Source organism: Streptomyces sp. NPDC015144, from assembly GCF_043079735.1.
Classification (GTDB): domain Bacteria; phylum Actinomycetota; class Actinomycetes; order Streptomycetales; family Streptomycetaceae; genus Streptomyces.
Genome location: NZ_JBIBUU010000002.1, coordinates 285,711 through 301,524, shown reverse-complemented (window position 1 = coordinate 301,524; position 15,814 = coordinate 285,711). Strand labels below are relative to the sequence as shown.

General features: G+C 70.8%; 14 protein-coding genes and 1 tRNA gene. 7 read left to right on the top strand and 8 right to left on the bottom strand.

Annotated features, from left to right (window positions below; genetic code table 11):
• Window positions 1–9 precede the first annotated feature (9 nt).
• Window positions 10–1,605 carry an MFS transporter gene (locus ACF08W_RS05430; RefSeq protein WP_392278503.1) on the bottom strand — a complete coding sequence of 532 codons (1,596 nt, stop codon included), beginning with the start codon at window positions 1,603–1,605 and terminating at the stop codon, window positions 10–12.
• A 219-nt stretch (window positions 1,606–1,824) separates the two neighbouring features.
• Between ACF08W_RS05430 and ACF08W_RS05425 the strand changes: the two genes are divergently transcribed.
• Complete coding sequence (locus ACF08W_RS05425; protein WP_385207014.1) at window positions 1,825–2,787, top strand: helix-turn-helix transcriptional regulator; 963 nt, start codon at window positions 1,825–1,827, stop codon at window positions 2,785–2,787.
• A gap of 204 nt (window positions 2,788–2,991) precedes the next feature.
• Here ACF08W_RS05425 and ACF08W_RS05420 read toward each other — a convergent pair whose 3' ends face one another.
• On the bottom strand, window positions 2,992–3,990 hold the full coding sequence (locus tag ACF08W_RS05420; protein WP_352278141.1) for a sigma-70 family RNA polymerase sigma factor: 999 nt from the start codon (window positions 3,988–3,990) through the stop codon (window positions 2,992–2,994).
• Between the two features lie 476 nt (window positions 3,991–4,466).
• Here ACF08W_RS05420 and ACF08W_RS05415 point away from each other — a divergent pair, with 476 nt between their 5' ends.
• Window positions 4,467–5,507 carry a questin oxidase family protein gene (locus tag ACF08W_RS05415; protein WP_392278502.1) on the top strand — a complete coding sequence of 347 codons (1,041 nt, stop codon included), beginning with the start codon at window positions 4,467–4,469 and terminating at the stop codon, window positions 5,505–5,507.
• Window positions 5,508–5,585: 78 nt separating this feature from the next.
• Here the strand turns inward: ACF08W_RS05415 and ACF08W_RS05410 are convergent, their stop codons facing one another.
• Window positions 5,586–6,368, bottom strand: a complete 783-nt coding sequence (locus ACF08W_RS05410; protein ID WP_352278138.1) for a class III extradiol ring-cleavage dioxygenase — start codon at window positions 6,366–6,368, stop codon at window positions 5,586–5,588.
• Window positions 6,369–6,506: 138 nt separating this feature from the next.
• Here ACF08W_RS05410 and ACF08W_RS05405 point away from each other — a divergent pair, with 138 nt between their 5' ends.
• Window positions 6,507–7,019: a MarR family winged helix-turn-helix transcriptional regulator gene (locus ACF08W_RS05405; protein WP_385207022.1), complete on the top strand. Its 513-nt coding sequence runs from the start codon at window positions 6,507–6,509 to the stop codon at window positions 7,017–7,019.
• A gap of 208 nt (window positions 7,020–7,227) precedes the next feature.
• Here the strand turns inward: ACF08W_RS05405 and ACF08W_RS05400 are convergent, their stop codons facing one another.
• Both ACF08W_RS05400 and ACF08W_RS05395 read right to left on the bottom strand, forming a co-directional pair.
• Complete coding sequence (locus tag ACF08W_RS05400) at window positions 7,228–8,757, bottom strand: MFS transporter (RefSeq protein WP_385207025.1); 1,530 nt, start codon at window positions 8,755–8,757, stop codon at window positions 7,228–7,230.
• Between the two features lie 263 nt (window positions 8,758–9,020).
• Entirely contained in the window at window positions 9,021–9,803 is a 783-nt protein-coding gene (locus tag ACF08W_RS05395) for a TetR/AcrR family transcriptional regulator (RefSeq protein WP_392278501.1), read from the bottom strand.
• A 288-nt stretch (window positions 9,804–10,091) separates the two neighbouring features.
• Here ACF08W_RS05395 and ACF08W_RS05390 point away from each other — a divergent pair, with 288 nt between their 5' ends.
• The gene (locus ACF08W_RS05390) at window positions 10,092–11,366 is read left to right on the top strand and encodes a M6 family metalloprotease domain-containing protein (RefSeq protein WP_392278500.1); all 1,275 of its coding nucleotides are present in this window, start codon (window positions 10,092–10,094) and stop codon (window positions 11,364–11,366) included.
• A 79-nt stretch (window positions 11,367–11,445) separates the two neighbouring features.
• On the opposite strand, the gene ACF08W_RS05385 is transcribed toward ACF08W_RS05390, so the two are convergent.
• Window positions 11,446–12,024: a TlpA family protein disulfide reductase gene (locus tag ACF08W_RS05385; RefSeq protein ID WP_392278499.1), complete on the bottom strand. Its 579-nt coding sequence runs from the start codon at window positions 12,022–12,024 to the stop codon at window positions 11,446–11,448.
• A 332-nt stretch (window positions 12,025–12,356) separates the two neighbouring features.
• Here ACF08W_RS05385 and ACF08W_RS05380 point away from each other — a divergent pair, with 332 nt between their 5' ends.
• Together ACF08W_RS05380 and ACF08W_RS05375 are read left to right on the top strand one after the other, a co-directional pair.
• Window positions 12,357–12,875: an SRPBCC family protein gene (locus ACF08W_RS05380; RefSeq protein ID WP_392278498.1), complete on the top strand. Its 519-nt coding sequence runs from the start codon at window positions 12,357–12,359 to the stop codon at window positions 12,873–12,875.
• A 210-nt stretch (window positions 12,876–13,085) separates the two neighbouring features.
• Window positions 13,086–13,158: transfer RNA gene (locus ACF08W_RS05375), tRNA-Arg, on the top strand.
• Between the two features lie 191 nt (window positions 13,159–13,349).
• Here the strand turns inward: ACF08W_RS05375 and ACF08W_RS05370 are convergent.
• Complete coding sequence (locus tag ACF08W_RS05370; RefSeq protein ID WP_392278497.1) at window positions 13,350–14,072, bottom strand: hypothetical protein; 723 nt, start codon at window positions 14,070–14,072, stop codon at window positions 13,350–13,352.
• A gap of 246 nt (window positions 14,073–14,318) precedes the next feature.
• Window positions 14,319–14,867, bottom strand: a complete 549-nt coding sequence (locus tag ACF08W_RS05365) for a site-specific integrase (protein ID WP_392278496.1) — start codon at window positions 14,865–14,867, stop codon at window positions 14,319–14,321.
• A gap of 242 nt (window positions 14,868–15,109) precedes the next feature.
• Here ACF08W_RS05365 and ACF08W_RS05360 point away from each other — a divergent pair, with 242 nt between their 5' ends.
• Window positions 15,110–15,538, top strand: a complete 429-nt coding sequence (locus ACF08W_RS05360) for a hypothetical protein (protein WP_392278495.1) — start codon at window positions 15,110–15,112, stop codon at window positions 15,536–15,538.
• Window positions 15,539–15,814: the final 276 nt, after the last annotated feature.

Below are 15,814 nucleotides of genomic sequence, written 5' to 3'. Positions count from 1 at the left end.
CGGTCGTCGTCAGGGAGTCAGCGCGGGCTTCCTGGCGTCCTCGACGCCGTCCGTCGCCGCCCCGGCGTCCTCGGAGGCGTTGTGAGGGGCAAGGTCGGCGGCGCCCGCGTCGGGCTCGTCGCCGCCCTCCAGGTGCTGGCGCGGCCGCGCGGGCAGCGCGAACATCACCAGGAAGATCACCGCGAGCACCCCGGCCACCCACCACAGCGAGTGGCGGAACGCCTCGGCGAACGCCGGGCCCACCTCCTGCGGCATCAGCCGGTCGCCGATCGCGCCGAGGAAGACGACCGAGACCAGCCCGAGCCCGAGCGCGTTGCCCATCTGCTGGACGGTGTTGATCAGCCCGGAGGCCGAGCCGGCGTGCTCCTTCGGCACCTCGGACAGGACCGCGTCGGTCAGCGGCGCCACGATCAGACCCATGCCGAGCCCCATGACGGTCAGCGGCAGGATCATCTGCCAGGACGTGATCGCCATGCCGTAGTGGTCGGACTCCCAGATGTAGATCAGCAGACCCGTGACCATCAGCAGCGCACCGGCCTGGAGGACCTTGCGGCCGAACCGGGGCACCAGCTTCTGCACGGAGATCCCGGCGGCGACCGAGACGGCGACCGAGAACGGCACCCCGGTCAGGCCGGCCCGCAGCGCGCTCCAGCCGAGCCCCATCTGCATGTACAGCGTCCAGACCAGGAAGAAGATGCCGAGCCCGACGCCGAAGGTCAGCTGGACGGCGATGCCCGCGGCGAAGCTCTTGACCCGGAACAGGTCCAGTTCGATCAGCGGCGATCCGCTCCGCCGCTTCTTGGCCCGCTCGAACAGCACCAGCGCGAGGAAGACCAGCAGGCTTCCGGCCATCGAGAGGTGGCCCCAGAGCGGCCAGCCCAGCTCGTGGCCACGGGTCAGCGGGTAGATCAGCATCAGCATGCCGAGAGTGACCAGGAAGACGCCGACCAGGTCGAGCCGGAGCGCCTTCGGGGCCTTGGACTCGGTGATGAACTTCCGGCCGAGGAGCAGACCGGCGATGCCGACGGGCAGGTTGATCAGGAAGATCGGCCGCCATTCGAGCCCGGCGATGTTCCACTCGGTGAGCAGCGCGCCCAGCAGCGGTCCGGAGACCGCTCCGAGGCCGACGATCGCGCCGAAGAGGCCGAAGACCTTGCCGCGCTCGTGCGCCGGGAAGGTGGCGTGCACGATCGACAGCACCTGCGGCACCATCAGCGCGGCGGTGCCGCCCTGGAGGATGCGGGAGGCCACCAGCATCTCCGGGTTGACGGCGAAGCCGCAGAGCGCGGAGGCCAGGGTGAAGCCGCCGATGCCGATGAGGAACAGCCGCTTGCGGCCGTAGATGTCGCCCAGGCGGCCACCGGTGATCAGACCGGCGGCGAAGGCCAGGGCGTATCCGGCGGTGATCCACTGGATCGAGGTGAACGAGGCTCCGGTGTCCTCCCGGATGCTCGGTATCGCGATGTTGACGATCGTGACGTCGACCAGGTCCATGAAGGCCGCGGTCATCACGATGGCGAGCGCGAACCAGCGCCGCCGGTCCGACGGGTCCGGGGACGCCGCGGGTCCGGATGGAGCGGACGACAGAGATGAGGAGGAAGTCATGGGGACAACCTAGACAGCCATTAGGTCAGGTAATGACCCAATGGGCCATCATCCTGAGGGGACGCCCGACACACCGGGCGGCCACTCCGGACGGCTGCCGGCAGGGCGGCCACTGTCCGGGCAGCCGGACGACGGGCGGCCGTCACCTGGACGCCCGACACTCCGGACGACACCGGACACCCCGTCCCTGGATGCCCGAACACCGGCGGAAGGCCAGCCATGACCGACACTCCGGCACGACTGCTGAACCTGTTGTCGCTCCTCCAGACGCCCCGGGAGTGGCCGGGCAGCGAGCTGGCCGAGCGGCTCGACGTCAGCCCGCGCACCATCCGCCGCGACATCGACCGGCTGCGCGAACTGGGCTATCCGGTCGAGGCCACCCGGGGCTCGGTCGGCGGCTACCGGCTCGTCGCGGGCGCCGCGATGCCGCCGCTGGTCCTCGACGACGAGGAGGCGGTGGCCATCGCGGTGGGGCTGCGGGCGGGGGCGGGGCACGCCATCGAAGGGGTGGACGAGGCATCCGTACGGGCGCTGGCCAAGCTGGAGCAGGTGCTGCCGTCCCGGCTGCGGCACCGGGTCTCGGTCCTCCAGAACGCGACGATGCCGCTGGCCAGGGGCGACGGCTCGACCGTCGATCCGCGGACGCTGACGGTGATGGCGGCGGCGGTCACCGGGAAGGAGCGGCTGCGGTTCTCCTACCGGGCGGGCGACGGTACGGGGACGAAGCGGGAGGCCGAGCCGTACCGGCTGGTGAGCACGGGGTGGCGGTGGTACCTCGTCGCGTACGACCTCGGGCGCGAGGACTGGCGCACGTTCCGGGTCGACCGGGTCAGCGAGCCGTTCGCGACCGGGGCCCGCTTCGCACCGCGCGAGCTGCCCACCGGGGACGCGGCGGAGTTCCTCGCCGGGTCCATCGCCCGGCGGCAGCCGGAGCTGGCGGTGGACGTGAGTTTCGCGGCTCCGGCCGAGTTCGTCGCAGCGCGGCTGCCGGGGTCGATGAGGCCGCTGGAGCGGACCGGGGAAAACGGCTGCCGGCTGCGGGCGGTGCTCGCGGACTCGCTGGAGTGGGTGGCGCTCCGGCTGGCACTGGTGGACTGCGAGTTCACCGTGCACGAGCCGCCGCAGCTGGTGGACCACCTGGCCCGGCTGGGCGCCCGCCTGACCCGCGCGGCGAACCGCTGAAGGGGCCTCCGCGACGCACGACGCTCCGCCCCCCCTGCACCCCTGCGGGCCCTGCACCCCTGCGACCCGGGGGCCTGGCGGCCTGCGGAGGAAGGGGCCCGGGCCAAAGAAATGAGCCCCGGCGCCAGGGGGGGTGGGCGCCGGGACTCAGCTCGGGGCGGGTCACTCGAAGCGACCCATTTCATATGTTACTGGATGAATCGGTCAGGCCGCAGCGTCGAAGCCCGTGTCGTGCGCCATGCGCTTCAGCTCCAGCAACGCGTGCTTCTCGATCTGGCGGATCCGCTCACGGGTGAGGCCGTGCTGCTTGCCGACCTCGGTGAGCGTCCGCTCGCGGCCGTCCTCGATGCCGTACCGCATGCGGATGATCGACGCCGTGCGGTGGTCGAGCTTGCCGATCAGGTCCTCCAGCTCCTCGCTGCGCAGCAGCGTCAGCACGGACTGCTCGGGCGAGACCGCGGAGGTGTCCTCCAGCAGGTCGCCGAACTGCGTCTCACCCTCGTCGTCCACGGACATGTTGAGGCTGACCGGGTCACGGGCCCAGTCCAGCACGTCGCCCACGCGCTCCGGCGTGGAGTCCAGCTCGGCCGCGATCTCCGCGTGCTCCGGCTCGCGGCCGTGCTCACGGTTGAACTCGCGCTGCACCCGCCGTATCCGGCCGAGCTCCTCCACCAGGTGGACGGGGAGCCGGATCGTGCGGGACTGGTCGGCTATGGAACGGGTGATCGCCTGACGGATCCACCAGGTGGCGTACGTGGAGAACTTGAAGCCCTTGGCGTAGTCGAACTTCTCGACCGCGCGGACCAGGCCCGCGTTGCCCTCCTGGATCAGGTCGAGCAGGGGCAGCCCGGCCCGCGGGTAGCGGCGGGCCACGGCGACGACGAGCCTCAGGTTGGAGCGGATGAATACGTCCTTGGCGCGCTCGCCGTCGGCGACCAGCGCCTCCAGCTCCTCACGCGTGGCCCCGCCCGCCTCGCTGTCCACCGCGCCGTCGAGTATCCGCTGGGCGTAGACGCCCGCCTCGACGGCCTGCGACAGCTCGACTTCCTTCGCTGCGTCGAGCAGGGGCGTTCGCGCGATCTCGTCCAAGTACATGCCGACCAGGTCGCGATCGGCGATCTCTCCGCCCGAGGCGCGAACACTGCTCGCCCGGCTGGTCCCAGAGGTGGCGGACGAACGACGGGCGACGGCACGGGTTGCCATGCGTGCTCCCTTGCTGAGTAGGTCGCGACACCCTCCCGGGTGCCCTGCATCCGATGGAAACAACGACTGGAATCCGGACAGAATTCCCACGCCTGGCATTCTTTTTCTCGATCATGCAGTATCCTGCGCCGTCACATGACGGCACGCATGCGGAAATGCCCTGCGGAACCGCAGGTCAGGCGGGGCTTCGCGAGCGCTCCGACAGTCCTCCGGAACGTTCGCCGCGCCCGTCACATGAGACCGCGCTCACACATACAGGCCCCCTCGCCTCCTGAACGGCGGAAGCCCCACCCGCGTTCCCGCCAGGAGAGACGGCCCGGCCGACTCCCGGGTTGCTCGATACCCCCGGGGGCCCCGGGGCGCGGGACCCCGGGTTGCTCGTACACCCCGGGCCACAGCCCTAAGCCCTGAGCACGGGGCGACCCGGGACCGTGGCCCGTTACGCCGCGTCCGGCCCGTGCCTAGCGTGTTTCGGCATGGGGAACACACCGAGCGACCACACATCGAGCGACAACACCGGCACACTGGACGAGGCGCTGGAACGGCTGCACGCCTCCGGGCCCGAACACGGTGGCTGGCTGAGCAACCATGCCCCGATGGCCGTCGAGGCCCTGGTCAGGCACGGCCAGGCACCGGCCGTCCACCACTGGCTCGACGGCTACCGGCACAAGCTGGAGGACATGCCGGAGACCTCGGCCCGGGTGACCGCCGACAACTGGCGCGAGGCGCTCGGCGACCACCGCCGGGTCGCCGACTGGACGGAGTACTTCCTACGGGAGACCGGGGAACGCCCCTGGCGGGAGGTGCTGGCCGAGTGGTGGCCCCGGCTGCTGCCCGGCATCGCGGCGGGCGCCACCCACCCGGTGATCCGGGTCGGCCACTCCGTACGCACCCTGCTCGCCGGGGAGGAGACCGCACCCCGGGTCGCGGAACTGGCGCACGGGCTGGGCTACTGGGCCGCCCGCCATCAGCCGCTGCCCGCGCTGACCCCGTTGGCACCCGCCCGGTCCGCGGCGGCGGCGCTGGACGCGGTGCCTCCCGTTCCGGACCAGAGCGGCGGCATCCGGGACCGGCTGGCGCAGCTCAGCGCGTTCCCGGTCTGGCCCGGTGAGGTCACCGGCGACCCGGACCAGGCGCGGGCCCGGCTGACGGAGCTGGTCACGGCCGCCACGCACCGGTACGCCACGCACGGCCACGGGGAGCCGGTCATGCTGGTGCACGCGGCGACCGCGCCCAACGCGGTGCTGCGCACCCTGCCCGCGCTCCCCCGCACGCTGTGGGCGCCGAGCACGGCGGCGGCCTGGGCCGCGAGCGCCGCGGTCACCGCCGCGTACGGCCCGGCCGAGGCCACCCCGTACCGGCCGGCGGGCGCCTCCGCCGAGGAGCTGTTCGCCCGGGCGGCGGCGCACGGCGACGACCACACCATCAAGTTCACCGACACCGCGCTGGACGTCGGCGACGCGACGGCCCTCGCCGCCGCCCTCCGCTCGATCGAACTGAACCCGCCGGTCGGATAGCGCGGGAAGGTCGGGCAGTACGGGGGAGACGCGCAGTGCGAGAGGGACCCGCCGGTCGGGGAGCACCGGCGGGGCAGCTCAGCCGAACTGCACCGAGCGCTTCGCGAGCCCCATCCAGAAGCCGTCGATGACGCTGCGCCCCTGATCCAGCTCGCCCTCCGAGGCACCGAGCGTCACGAAGAGCGGCGCGAAGTGCTCGGTGCGCGGGTGGGCCAGGCGGCCGGCCGGGGACTTGTGCTCGAAGTCCAGCAGCGCGTCGACGTCCTGCGCCTGGAGCGCCCGGTTCCCCCAGTCGTCGAACTCCGCCGACCAGCCGGGGACACCCCCGCCGGTGTGGCGCAGGGCGGCCAGGTTGTGGGTGAAGAAGCCGCTGCCGACGATCAGTACGCCCTCGTCGCGCAGCGGCGCGAGCTTCCGCCCGATCTCCATGAGCCGCTGCGGGTCCAGCGTCGGCAGGGAGATCTGGAGGACGGGGACGTCGGCGTCCGGGAACATCTCAACGAGCGGGACGTACGCGCCGTGGTCGAGCCCGCGGTCCGGGATGTCCTGGACCGGCGTACCCGCGCCGCGGAGCAGTTTGCGGACGCTCTCCGCCAGCTCCGGGGCGCCCGGGGCGGCGTACTGGACGCGGTAGTAGTGCTCGGGGAAACCCCAGAAGTCGTAGATGAGCGGGGCCCGCTCCGTGGCACCGAGCGCCAGCGGGGCCTCCTCCCAGTGCGCGGAGACCATCAGGATCGCGCGCGGCCGGGGCAGCTCGGCCGACCAGGCGGCCAGCTCGCCGGGCCAGACCGGGTCGTCGGCCAGCGGCGGGGCGCCGTGCGAGAGGTAGAGGGCGGGCATGCGCTCCGCGGTGACTGTCATGGCACTCCCCATCCGTCGCCGATCCGGGTAAGTCTTCTACTGGCGTGTTTTTGAGAAGGAAGCATTCTTTAATCTTCAAGCTTCCTCTTGCCGGAGACCTTAGCCCTATCTAGTTCAACTTTCAAGAAAAGGCGTAGAGTGGAGCACATGACCACGGCATCCACCGACGAGCCCCGCTGGCTCTCCGACGACGAGCAGCACGTCTGGCGCGCCTACCTCCATGCCACCACGCTCATGGAGGACCACCTCGACCGCCAGTTGCAGCGCGATGCCGGTATGCCGCACATCTACTACGGCCTGCTCGTCCAGCTCTCCCAGGCCCCCCGCCGCCAGAAGCGGATGACGGAGCTGGCCAAGGACGCCAAGATCACCCGTTCGCGGCTCTCGCACGCCGTCGCCCGGCTGGAGAAAAACGGATGGGTGCGCCGCGAGGAGTGCCCGTCCGACAAGCGCGGCCAGAACGCGGTCCTCACCGACGACGGGTTCGCGATGCTGCGCCGCTCGGCCCCGGGCCACGTGGACGCCGTCCGCCAGGCGATCTTCGACCGGCTCACCCCCGAGCAGGCGGACGCGCTGGGCGAGATCATGCGGGTCATCGCCGCCGGGCTGGAGCCGGAGGGCACGGACGCGGACCTGCCCTGGCTCCGCTGACCGCCGCGCACGAACGCGCCCGGCCCGCGTAGGAACGCGCACCCGGGCCCACGTACGACCACTCCCGCCCCGGCTCGCGTACGACCACTCCCCGACTTGGCCCCCGTACGACCGCGACCCGGACCTCCGCGTCCGTTCCGTCCGTACGACCGCGCCCCGGCCCCCGTGCGTACGGGGACCGGGGCGCGACGCGCGTTCACCCGGCGGGTCAGTGGGCGACGACCGGCATCCGCACCTCGTCCTCGGCGCCGTCGGCGCCCGCCCCCGGGCCTCCGGACGCCGGGCCGGATCCGGGACGGCCCGCGTCGATGAAGGCCACCGCGATGACGGAGGCGGCCACCAGGATGCCCACCGCCCACCAGATGGCGCCGGTGAAGCCGTGCACCATCGCCTGGAGCTTCAGCAGCTCCGGGTCCCGGGCGCCGAGCGCGGCGTGCGAGGTGGCGTACGCGGTCGCGGCCGAGGCGGCGATGGTGTTCAGCAGCGCCGTACCGATCGCACCGCCCACCTGCTGCGAGGTGTTCACCATCGCGGAGGCCACCCCGGAGTCCCGGGGCTCGACACCGTGCGTGGCCAGGGACATGGCCGGCATGAACGCCGTGCCCATGCCGAGGCCCATCAGCAGCTGTCCGGGCAGGACGACCGCGGCGTACGAGGAGTCGATGTCCAGCCGGGTCAGCAGCAGCATGCCGACGGCGGCCACCAGGAAGCCGGGGCCCATCAGCTTGCGGGCCGGGACCCGGGTCATCAGCCGGGCGCCGATCTGCGTCGAGCCGGTGATCATGCCCGCGATCATCGGGAGGAAGGCGAAGCCGGTCCTGATCGGCGAGTAGCCGCGCACGACCTGGAGGTAGTACGTCAGAAAAAGGAACAGCCCGAACATCGCGATGACGGCGAGCCCCAGCGAGAGGTAGACACCGCCCCGGTTGCGGTCCAGCAGCACGCGCAGCGGCAGCAGCGGCGACGCGACCTTGGACTCGGTCAGCACGAAGGCGAGCAGCAGCACGGCGGCGGCGACGAACATGCCGATGGTCAGCCCGTCCGACCAGCCCGCGGACTCGGCGCGGGTGAACCCGTACACCAGCGAGACCAGGCCCAGCGCGGAGAGCAGGACGCCCGGGATGTCGAGGGCGGAGCGGTTGCGGCTGCCGGACGGCTCACGGATCACGAAGTAGGCGCCCGCCGCCGCGACGACGGCGAACGGGATGTTGACGAAGAACGTCCAGCGCCAGTTCAGCGCCTGGGTCAGGAAGCCGCCGAGGATCAGTCCGACGGCGCCGCCGCCCCCGGCGATCGCACCGTAGATGCCGAACGCCTTGGCGCGTTCCCGGGCGTCGGTGAACATCACGGCCAGGAGCGAGAGCGCGGCCGGGGCGAGCAGCGCCCCGAACACGCCCTGGAGTGCGCGGGAGCCGAAGAGCATGGCCTGGTTCTGCGCGGCGCCGCCCAGCGCGGAGGCCAGCGCGAAGCCGACCAGACCGACGACGAAGGCCCGCTTGCGGCCCCAGAGGTCGGCGATCCGGCCGCCGAAGAGCAACAGCCCGCCGAAGGCGAGGGCGTACGCCGTGATGACCCACTGCTTGTTGGCGTCGGAGATGTGCAGGGCGGTCTGCGCGTGCGGCAGCGCGATGTTCACGATCGTGGCGTCGAGCACCACCATCAGCTGTGCCAGGGCTATGAACGCCAGGGCCTTCCAGCGGCTGGGGTCCGGGAGTCGGAGGTCGGCTGTTTTCGACATGGGGATATCCACCTAGGAACGCGCGTGTACGTCGCGTACGTCGTGTACGTGAGTCGAGTCGAGTTACGTAAGTCGTGTACGTGGGTTGAGTGCGTGGGACGTGTACGTGGGGTTACGGGTGCGAGGAGTCGTCATGGACCGGCGGCACCGGCGAAGTCGGCGGCCGATGAAGCGAGTCGGGAGTACGGGCTAGGGGTGCGGGCGGGCGTGGGAGGCCGACCCCGGGGCGCCTCGGCGGCCGGGGGTGGAGGTCGGGTCGGGGATCAGGACCGGAGCCGCAGATCCTCCAAGGTCGCAGCCGTGCCCGGGAGTTCGGACCGGGCCGGGGCCTGGAGTCCGTCCAGGAAAAGCTGCAGATGACGGTGGGTGAAGCGGTCGATGTCCGGGCAACCGATGCCGGGCAGCGGCCGGGTGAGCTGGGAGAGGGCGACGATCACGTCCCCGACGGCGATGTCGGTGCGCAGCCGGCCCTCGTCCATGGCGCGCGACACGAGCCCGTCGACGGCCTCGTCGAGGTGCCGGCGCTCGGCGAGCAGGTCGGGGTGGTCCTTGTCGAAGCCGCCGGAGAGCATCGGGCACAGGGCCCCGATCCGCTCGTCGGCCGCCGCGTGCACGAAGCGGCTGAGCGCGGCGAAGGCGTCGGACTCCTCGGCCGCCGCCTCCCGCGCCCGTTCGGTGGTACGGGAGGTGACCGAGAGGACGACCTCGTGCACCAGGGCGGCCCGGTCGGGGAAGTTCCGGTAGAGCGTGGCGTTGCCGACGCCTGCGCGCCGGGCGACGTCGTCAAGCGGGACCTCGGGGCCGAACTCGACGAACATCTCGCGCGCGGCCATCACGATCCGCTCGCGGTTGCGCACGGCGTCGGCCCTCGGGCGGGCCGGGCGGGAGGGGGCCTGCCGGGAGGGGCCCGACTGGGCGGAGTCCGACTGGGACGGGGCCGACTGGGCCGAGCCCGAGTAGGACGGGGCCGACTGAGAGAGGTCCGACTGGGAGTGATCCCAGTGGGACGGGTCGGCTCCGGCCGTGGCGCTGCTGGCGGTGCCCATGACGACCGTCCCCTTCCCTGTTCCGTCGGACCGCCCGGGGGCAGCCTCGTCCTCCCTCATGCTCCCCGGTGCAACCGGGGACCACTTCCCCGTTTCGCGGGGACACGGGTGCAAACGGGGAAGCACTCCCCGGTTATTTCCCACCCGCCTCGTGACCCGCGTCACACCTTCGCGGCGGAGAACCAGCCGAACGGCGCACCCAGCGAGCGCCCGCGCACCACCCGCAACAGGCTGAACCGCAGAGCGCAGTCAGGGTCGGCCGACTGCCGCGGACCCCGAGGCGACTGCATGGAGAATCCCCGCCGCCGGATACGCGACCACCGCCGCCCGATCGTGCTCGCCTCCACGACAGCCCTGGTCATAGCATCCCTGGCCACGGCCAGCAGCGTTCTCCCGGACCCCGACCAGGCCTCGGCGGGACCGGACTCCACCATCAGCGCCGCGGGCATAACGCCGTGCCGAATACCGGCGACCATGGGCGTACAGATGTCGGAGGGGATGCCGACACCGACGGGATACGCCCGCTCGACGGGCCGGATACGCGCCCTCAACCTCATGATCGACTTCCCGGACGCGCCGGGCTCCGGTCCCGCGATGGACCGGTACGCGGAATTCTTCCCGCAGACCACCAAGTGGTTCCGGACCGCCTCGTACGGACGGCTCGACTACCGGCCCGACGCCCCGCTGAAAACCTGGCTGCGGATGCCCCGGCCGTTCTCCGCGTACGGGATAGACCGGGGATCACCGTACGAGCCGGGCTACCGCAAGCTCGTCAAGGACCTCGTCTCCGTCGCCGACCCGAAGGTCGACTTCGCCAAGTACGACCTGGTCAACGTGTTGGTCACCCCGAACGCCGGCCCGTCCGCACTGGACACCGTGCTGTCCGTGACCTTCTCCGGCAACAACGAGGCCCCCCGCGCCGACGGTGTCCCGCTCGCCAACACCTCGTTCATCTACAGCCGCCAGGACGACGGCTCCGGCTCGTTCGCCCGGGACGGCTACCGCGTACTGCCGCACGAGAACGGCCACGTCTTCGGCCTCCCCGACCTGTACACCCCCACCGGCGGCGGCGCGGTCGGGCACTGGGACATCATGTCCGAGGACTGGGGGGCCAACAACGATCTGCTGGGCTGGCACAAGTGGAAGCTCGGCTGGCTCGACAACAAGCAGATCAGCTGCGCCGCCCGCCCCGGCACCACCGACCACCTGCTCGGCCCGCTGTCCGCCAGGGGCGGCACCAAGCTGGCGTTCGTCCCGCTGAGCGACACGACCGGCTACGCGGTGGAGGTGCGCGCCCCGGGCGGCAACGACCGGGCGATCTGCCGCCCGGGGGTGCTGATCTACAAGGTGAGCTCGGACGTCGACACCGGGCAGGGGCCGGTCTCCGTCATGGACAGCACCAAGGGCAGCGCCGGATGCACCCGGCTGCCCAATGTGCACACCGAGCTCTCCGACGCCGCCTTCCTGGCGGGCCAGACCTTCACCGACAAGAAGCACGGCATCCGGATAGCCGTGGTCGACAAGGACGACGGGAAGTACCGGGTCCGGGTATCCCGCCCGTGAGCCCTCCGGCGACGGGGCCGGGGCGCCGGCGGGCGGCCGTCAGCGGGCATGCCCCGGCGGGGGCGTCAGCGGGCGGGCATCAGTGGGCGGTGGCGACCAGGCGCTCCAGGCGGCTCTCGGTGACGGGCTCGGAGGCCGTCGCGGCGATCCGCCCGCGCGGGTCCACGATCAGGGTGACGGGCACCCCGTGGGTGGCCAGCACCCCCTTGGGCAGGTTGAGAAGGCGCTTGCCGCTCGGGTCGAGGACGTTCGGGTACGGCATGTCGTGCTTCTCGGTGAAGACCCGGGCCATCTCGGAGGAGCTGTCCCGGCTCAGCCCCACGACGGCGGCGTCGCCCCGCTCCGCCGCCTTCCGCTGGAACCGGGCCATGACCTCGGCCTGCCCGCGGCAGGCGTCGCACGAGGAGGCCCAGGCCGTGATCACGACGATCTTCCCGTCGAAGTCGGACAGCCGTACCGGGCGGCCGTCGAGCCCGATGCCGGTGTAGTCCGGCGCGCCGGGCCGGTACGCGCTCTCGATCGTCAGCGTGCCGTTCTCGCCGCGGTGGTAGCCCTTGGGCGTTCCGGGACTCCCACCGGCCGTGATCGCCGCGATCAGGGCTCCGACGCAGGCGAGGGCGGCGAGCAGGGGGACTATGGGGCGTTTCAGGAGTTTCATGGGGGTCCTTCGGGGCGGCGTCGGTCAGGCGCCACCCGACGTCCGGGCCGGGGGTTCCCCGTGCGTACTGAAGAAACGGACGGATCAGGACAGCCCGTTCCGAACCCCCCGTACCGAACGTTTCCGTTGGGCACTCAGAACCGTACGCCCACCCCAACTTCCGCCCGCTACCGCCCCCTTGCCCGACCGGCCGCCGGGCCCGCCCGCCGCGATCCGGCGGAGGGCGCCCGGGTACGGTGAACACGGCCTGCGATCCGGGCCGTTCCCGTACCGCGCGCCGCCGGGCAGGACCACCGACGGCGGCGCGTCCGATCCGTCCCTGGAGGATGAACATGCGTCTCGCCGATGCCCGCGTGGAGTGCGTGACCGACATCGCCGCCCCGCCGAAGCGGGTGTGGGAGCTGGTCTCGGACATCACCACCTCCACCCGGTACAGCCCGGAGCTCCAGGAGGTGGAGTGGCTCGACGGCGCCGAGGGCCCGGCGATCGGCGCCTGTTTCACCGGCCGCAACCACAACGAGATGCTGGGCGACTGGCGCACCGTCAGCCGCATCACGGAACTCTCCGAGCCGCACGCCTTCGCGTGGGCGGTCGTCTACGGGGACACCCCCGGCGGCGACCCGCTCTCCATCTGGACGTACACCCTGGAGCCCCTCGCCGACGGCACCGCCACCCGCCTGCGCCACGGCATGAGCCTCGGCCCGGCCCGGGGCCCGCTGAACGCGTACGTGGAAAAGCACCCGGAGAAGGAGGAGGAGATCGTCGGGGGCCGCATCGGCCTGCTCCGCACCGGCATCGAGACCACCCTGGCCGGCATCAAGGCCGAGACCGAGACCGCCCCCGGCCACTGACCCGGGCCCGCACCCTCGGACCCCGCCACCACCCCGGGCCACCCCGACGCGGAAGCCGCCATCGCGCACCGACACCGCTTCCACCCAACCGCTACACTGTCGGCGGTGGCCCGGGCCTTGATCGGCCCACCCGCCACCACCTTGTCGGCAGCCGACCCGAAACCCCTTGCCCTCCGCACAGGCTTTCGGAAACACTTCCGGCGCATCCCCGCCTCCGTAGCTCAGGGGATAGAGCACCGCTCTCCTAAAGCGGGTGTCGCAGGTTCGAATCCTGCCGGGGGCACAAGGGAAAAGGCCACCTACCGATCTTGGTAGGTGGCCTTTGACATCCATGTCTGACATCAACGGTGGCAGTCACTGACAACCAGCGGCGCCCCCTGCTGGGGCAACCCTGTGGCTCATGTCCTCGCACCGCGTGCTCGCCAGGTCCTGTCCGATGAATCGCGTGAGCCGCCCTGTGGTGGATCGTTTCGGTCACATGACGGGGCGGTTGGAAGCCGCGTACTCATCCGCGATGTTGAAGACGCTGGCACAGCGTGGGCATTCCGCCTGGCCGAAGAGATGGGCGATCCCGTCGGCGAGCACGCCTTCCCCATCGCGGACGGCAGTCTCATACATCCATCGACCGATACCGGAGAGGTCCTCGGGGGAGGCCGGCCTCAGGCCGCGTCGGTCCACATCGCCCAGGTGCCAGTCCCGGATCGCTGAATAGCGCCCGTAACCGCCAATGGCGATCGTCACCTCCACAGTGCAGTGAGGGCAGACAACCTGGTAAAAGTCGTCCGCGAAGTCCCCCAGGACCGCACTCCAGTGGTACTGCTCTTCGACAGCAAGCAAGTCACGGAAGGTCGCGAGGTAGTCGTCCGGCCGCGACCGCAGGTGCCGATCCAGCAACTCGCGGAATTCCGCGATCGCGTCAGCACAGCCCGCCAGCAGATCGTCGCAGCCTTGATGCCCTGCCGCGCACCGCACGATCGCCCCGGCCAGCTCACGCGCCCGCGCGCTTTGCGAAGCGAGACGCACCAGACGCGGCAGTGCGGCGATGCTGGCGGGGAACACCAAGTGGCACTCGAGGACCAGCCGGTAACCCATCTCACCCCACGCCTCTGCGTCGTCCTCGCGTTCGACCCGCGCCAGGAGTTCGGGGACGCGATCGACGTCCCCGTGACAGTCGTACATCTGTGCCCAGTTCACCACCTGGGCATTTAACCGCCCTGAGGCTGCCAGGGGCGGCTCCACACCCATGCCCGCCCTTTGCACGACCCAGAGGACAGCCCCCAGGGGCGCCGCGGAAGAGACTCCACAGCAGCGGGGAACTGTTCGTTCGCTGATCACCGCCCACACACGTTGCGCCCTACGAGGTCATGCGTCTGAGCCTCGGCAGGCACGAGCAGAAGCCCCAGCCTGAAAGGGCCGGGGCTTCCCAGTGGATGTCGGAGGTGGTCACTGACGATGGGGGCGCCGCCGCAGCAGCCGGTCCATGTGGCTCATGGCCTCGCGCTGCGTGTCCTGGGCGACGTGGGTGTAGACGTCCATGGTGATGCTGATCTGCGAGTGGCCCAGGATCTCCATCACGACGCGGGGCGCGACTCCGGCCGCCGTGAGGAGGGTCGCGGTGCCGTGCCGAGCGTCATGCAGCCGGATCACACGGAGGCCGGCGGACTCGGCGACGCGGGTGAAGAGCGGTAGACGTTCCGCGGCTCGACCTAGCGGCCGGTGCGGGTGGTGAGGACGCAGCCGGACTCGCCACCGCTCCCCCGCCTTGGTACGAGCAGCTGCCTGCCGCATCCGGTGCCAGCGCAGGGGCGCGATGCAGAGGGCGGGCAGTGGGACGACCCGGCGACGGCGACTCTTGGGGTCGTCGTCGTACAGGACGCCCCGACGGCGCTGGGTCTGCTGGCGGACATGGAGGACGCGGTTGTCCAGGCCGAGGTCCGACCAGCGCAGCCCGACGATCTCACCCCGGCGGAGCCCCATGGCGATGGCGAGCACGAAGGCCGCGTACAGAACTTAACGAAGCACTACTAGGCGGCGTCGCCAGCGGAAGGCAGAGGGGACCCAATCGTCGCCCCAACAACGTCGCCGATGTGGCGACAGTTTTCAGGTTCTGCGATCTGACGCTTCGTGACCTTTCGTGACTAAACTTACTGACTGGGTGACTGAAAAGGCTCTTGCGACTGCCGGAATTCCTGATTTGATCTACGAGTTGCGAAGATCGAACCAAGGGGAGTGGCATGCTCAACGCAAAGGTAATGGGACGCACTTGCGGCGTACTGCTGGCTGCGAGTGCATTCACAGTCGGCGCCACGTCTACGTCGAGCGCTGCTGCGGCAGCGTTCACTAAGACCGCAAGCTGCTCCACCACGGGGGCATCTGGATCGTCGGTTTCCGTGTACGGCTCGGATCCGCGTGGTGAAGTGGCAGTGACCTTGAGCGTCAAGGACACTTCGGCTGACGGCCACCACGTCCGGGTGCGATACCTCACCAAGTCCGACGGCGGCACCACCGTCACATGGCCTTGGCATTCCAACACCGATGGCAATGGGACCACAAAGGTGTGGGAGACCACTGCTCAGAGCAGCTATGGCATTTACGAGAAGGGTGTTCAGATAGCACGCTTCGAGGGCGACACGCTGCTGAACTCATGCACTGGTTGGTCCTGACTCGCCTCCCCCATCCGGCACCAGCGGGGCGCCTCATCGCCGTTGTGAGCACTGAGCGTGGGGGTGTGGCCGCGATCAAGCGGCTTCTGGGGTAGCGCTCTGCAGAGGCAGTTAGCCTGGGCGCTTCCCTTTGGGCTCCAGTGGGCAGCATGCAGTCCAGCGGGCAGCCTGCAGGGCTGGACGGCGGCCCCAGGTGCCCACCGAAAGCTACCTGCCCCTGACTGGCGTGCACCCTTCAACCCCATGTCGCTGCTTACATACTTTGCTACTCCGACC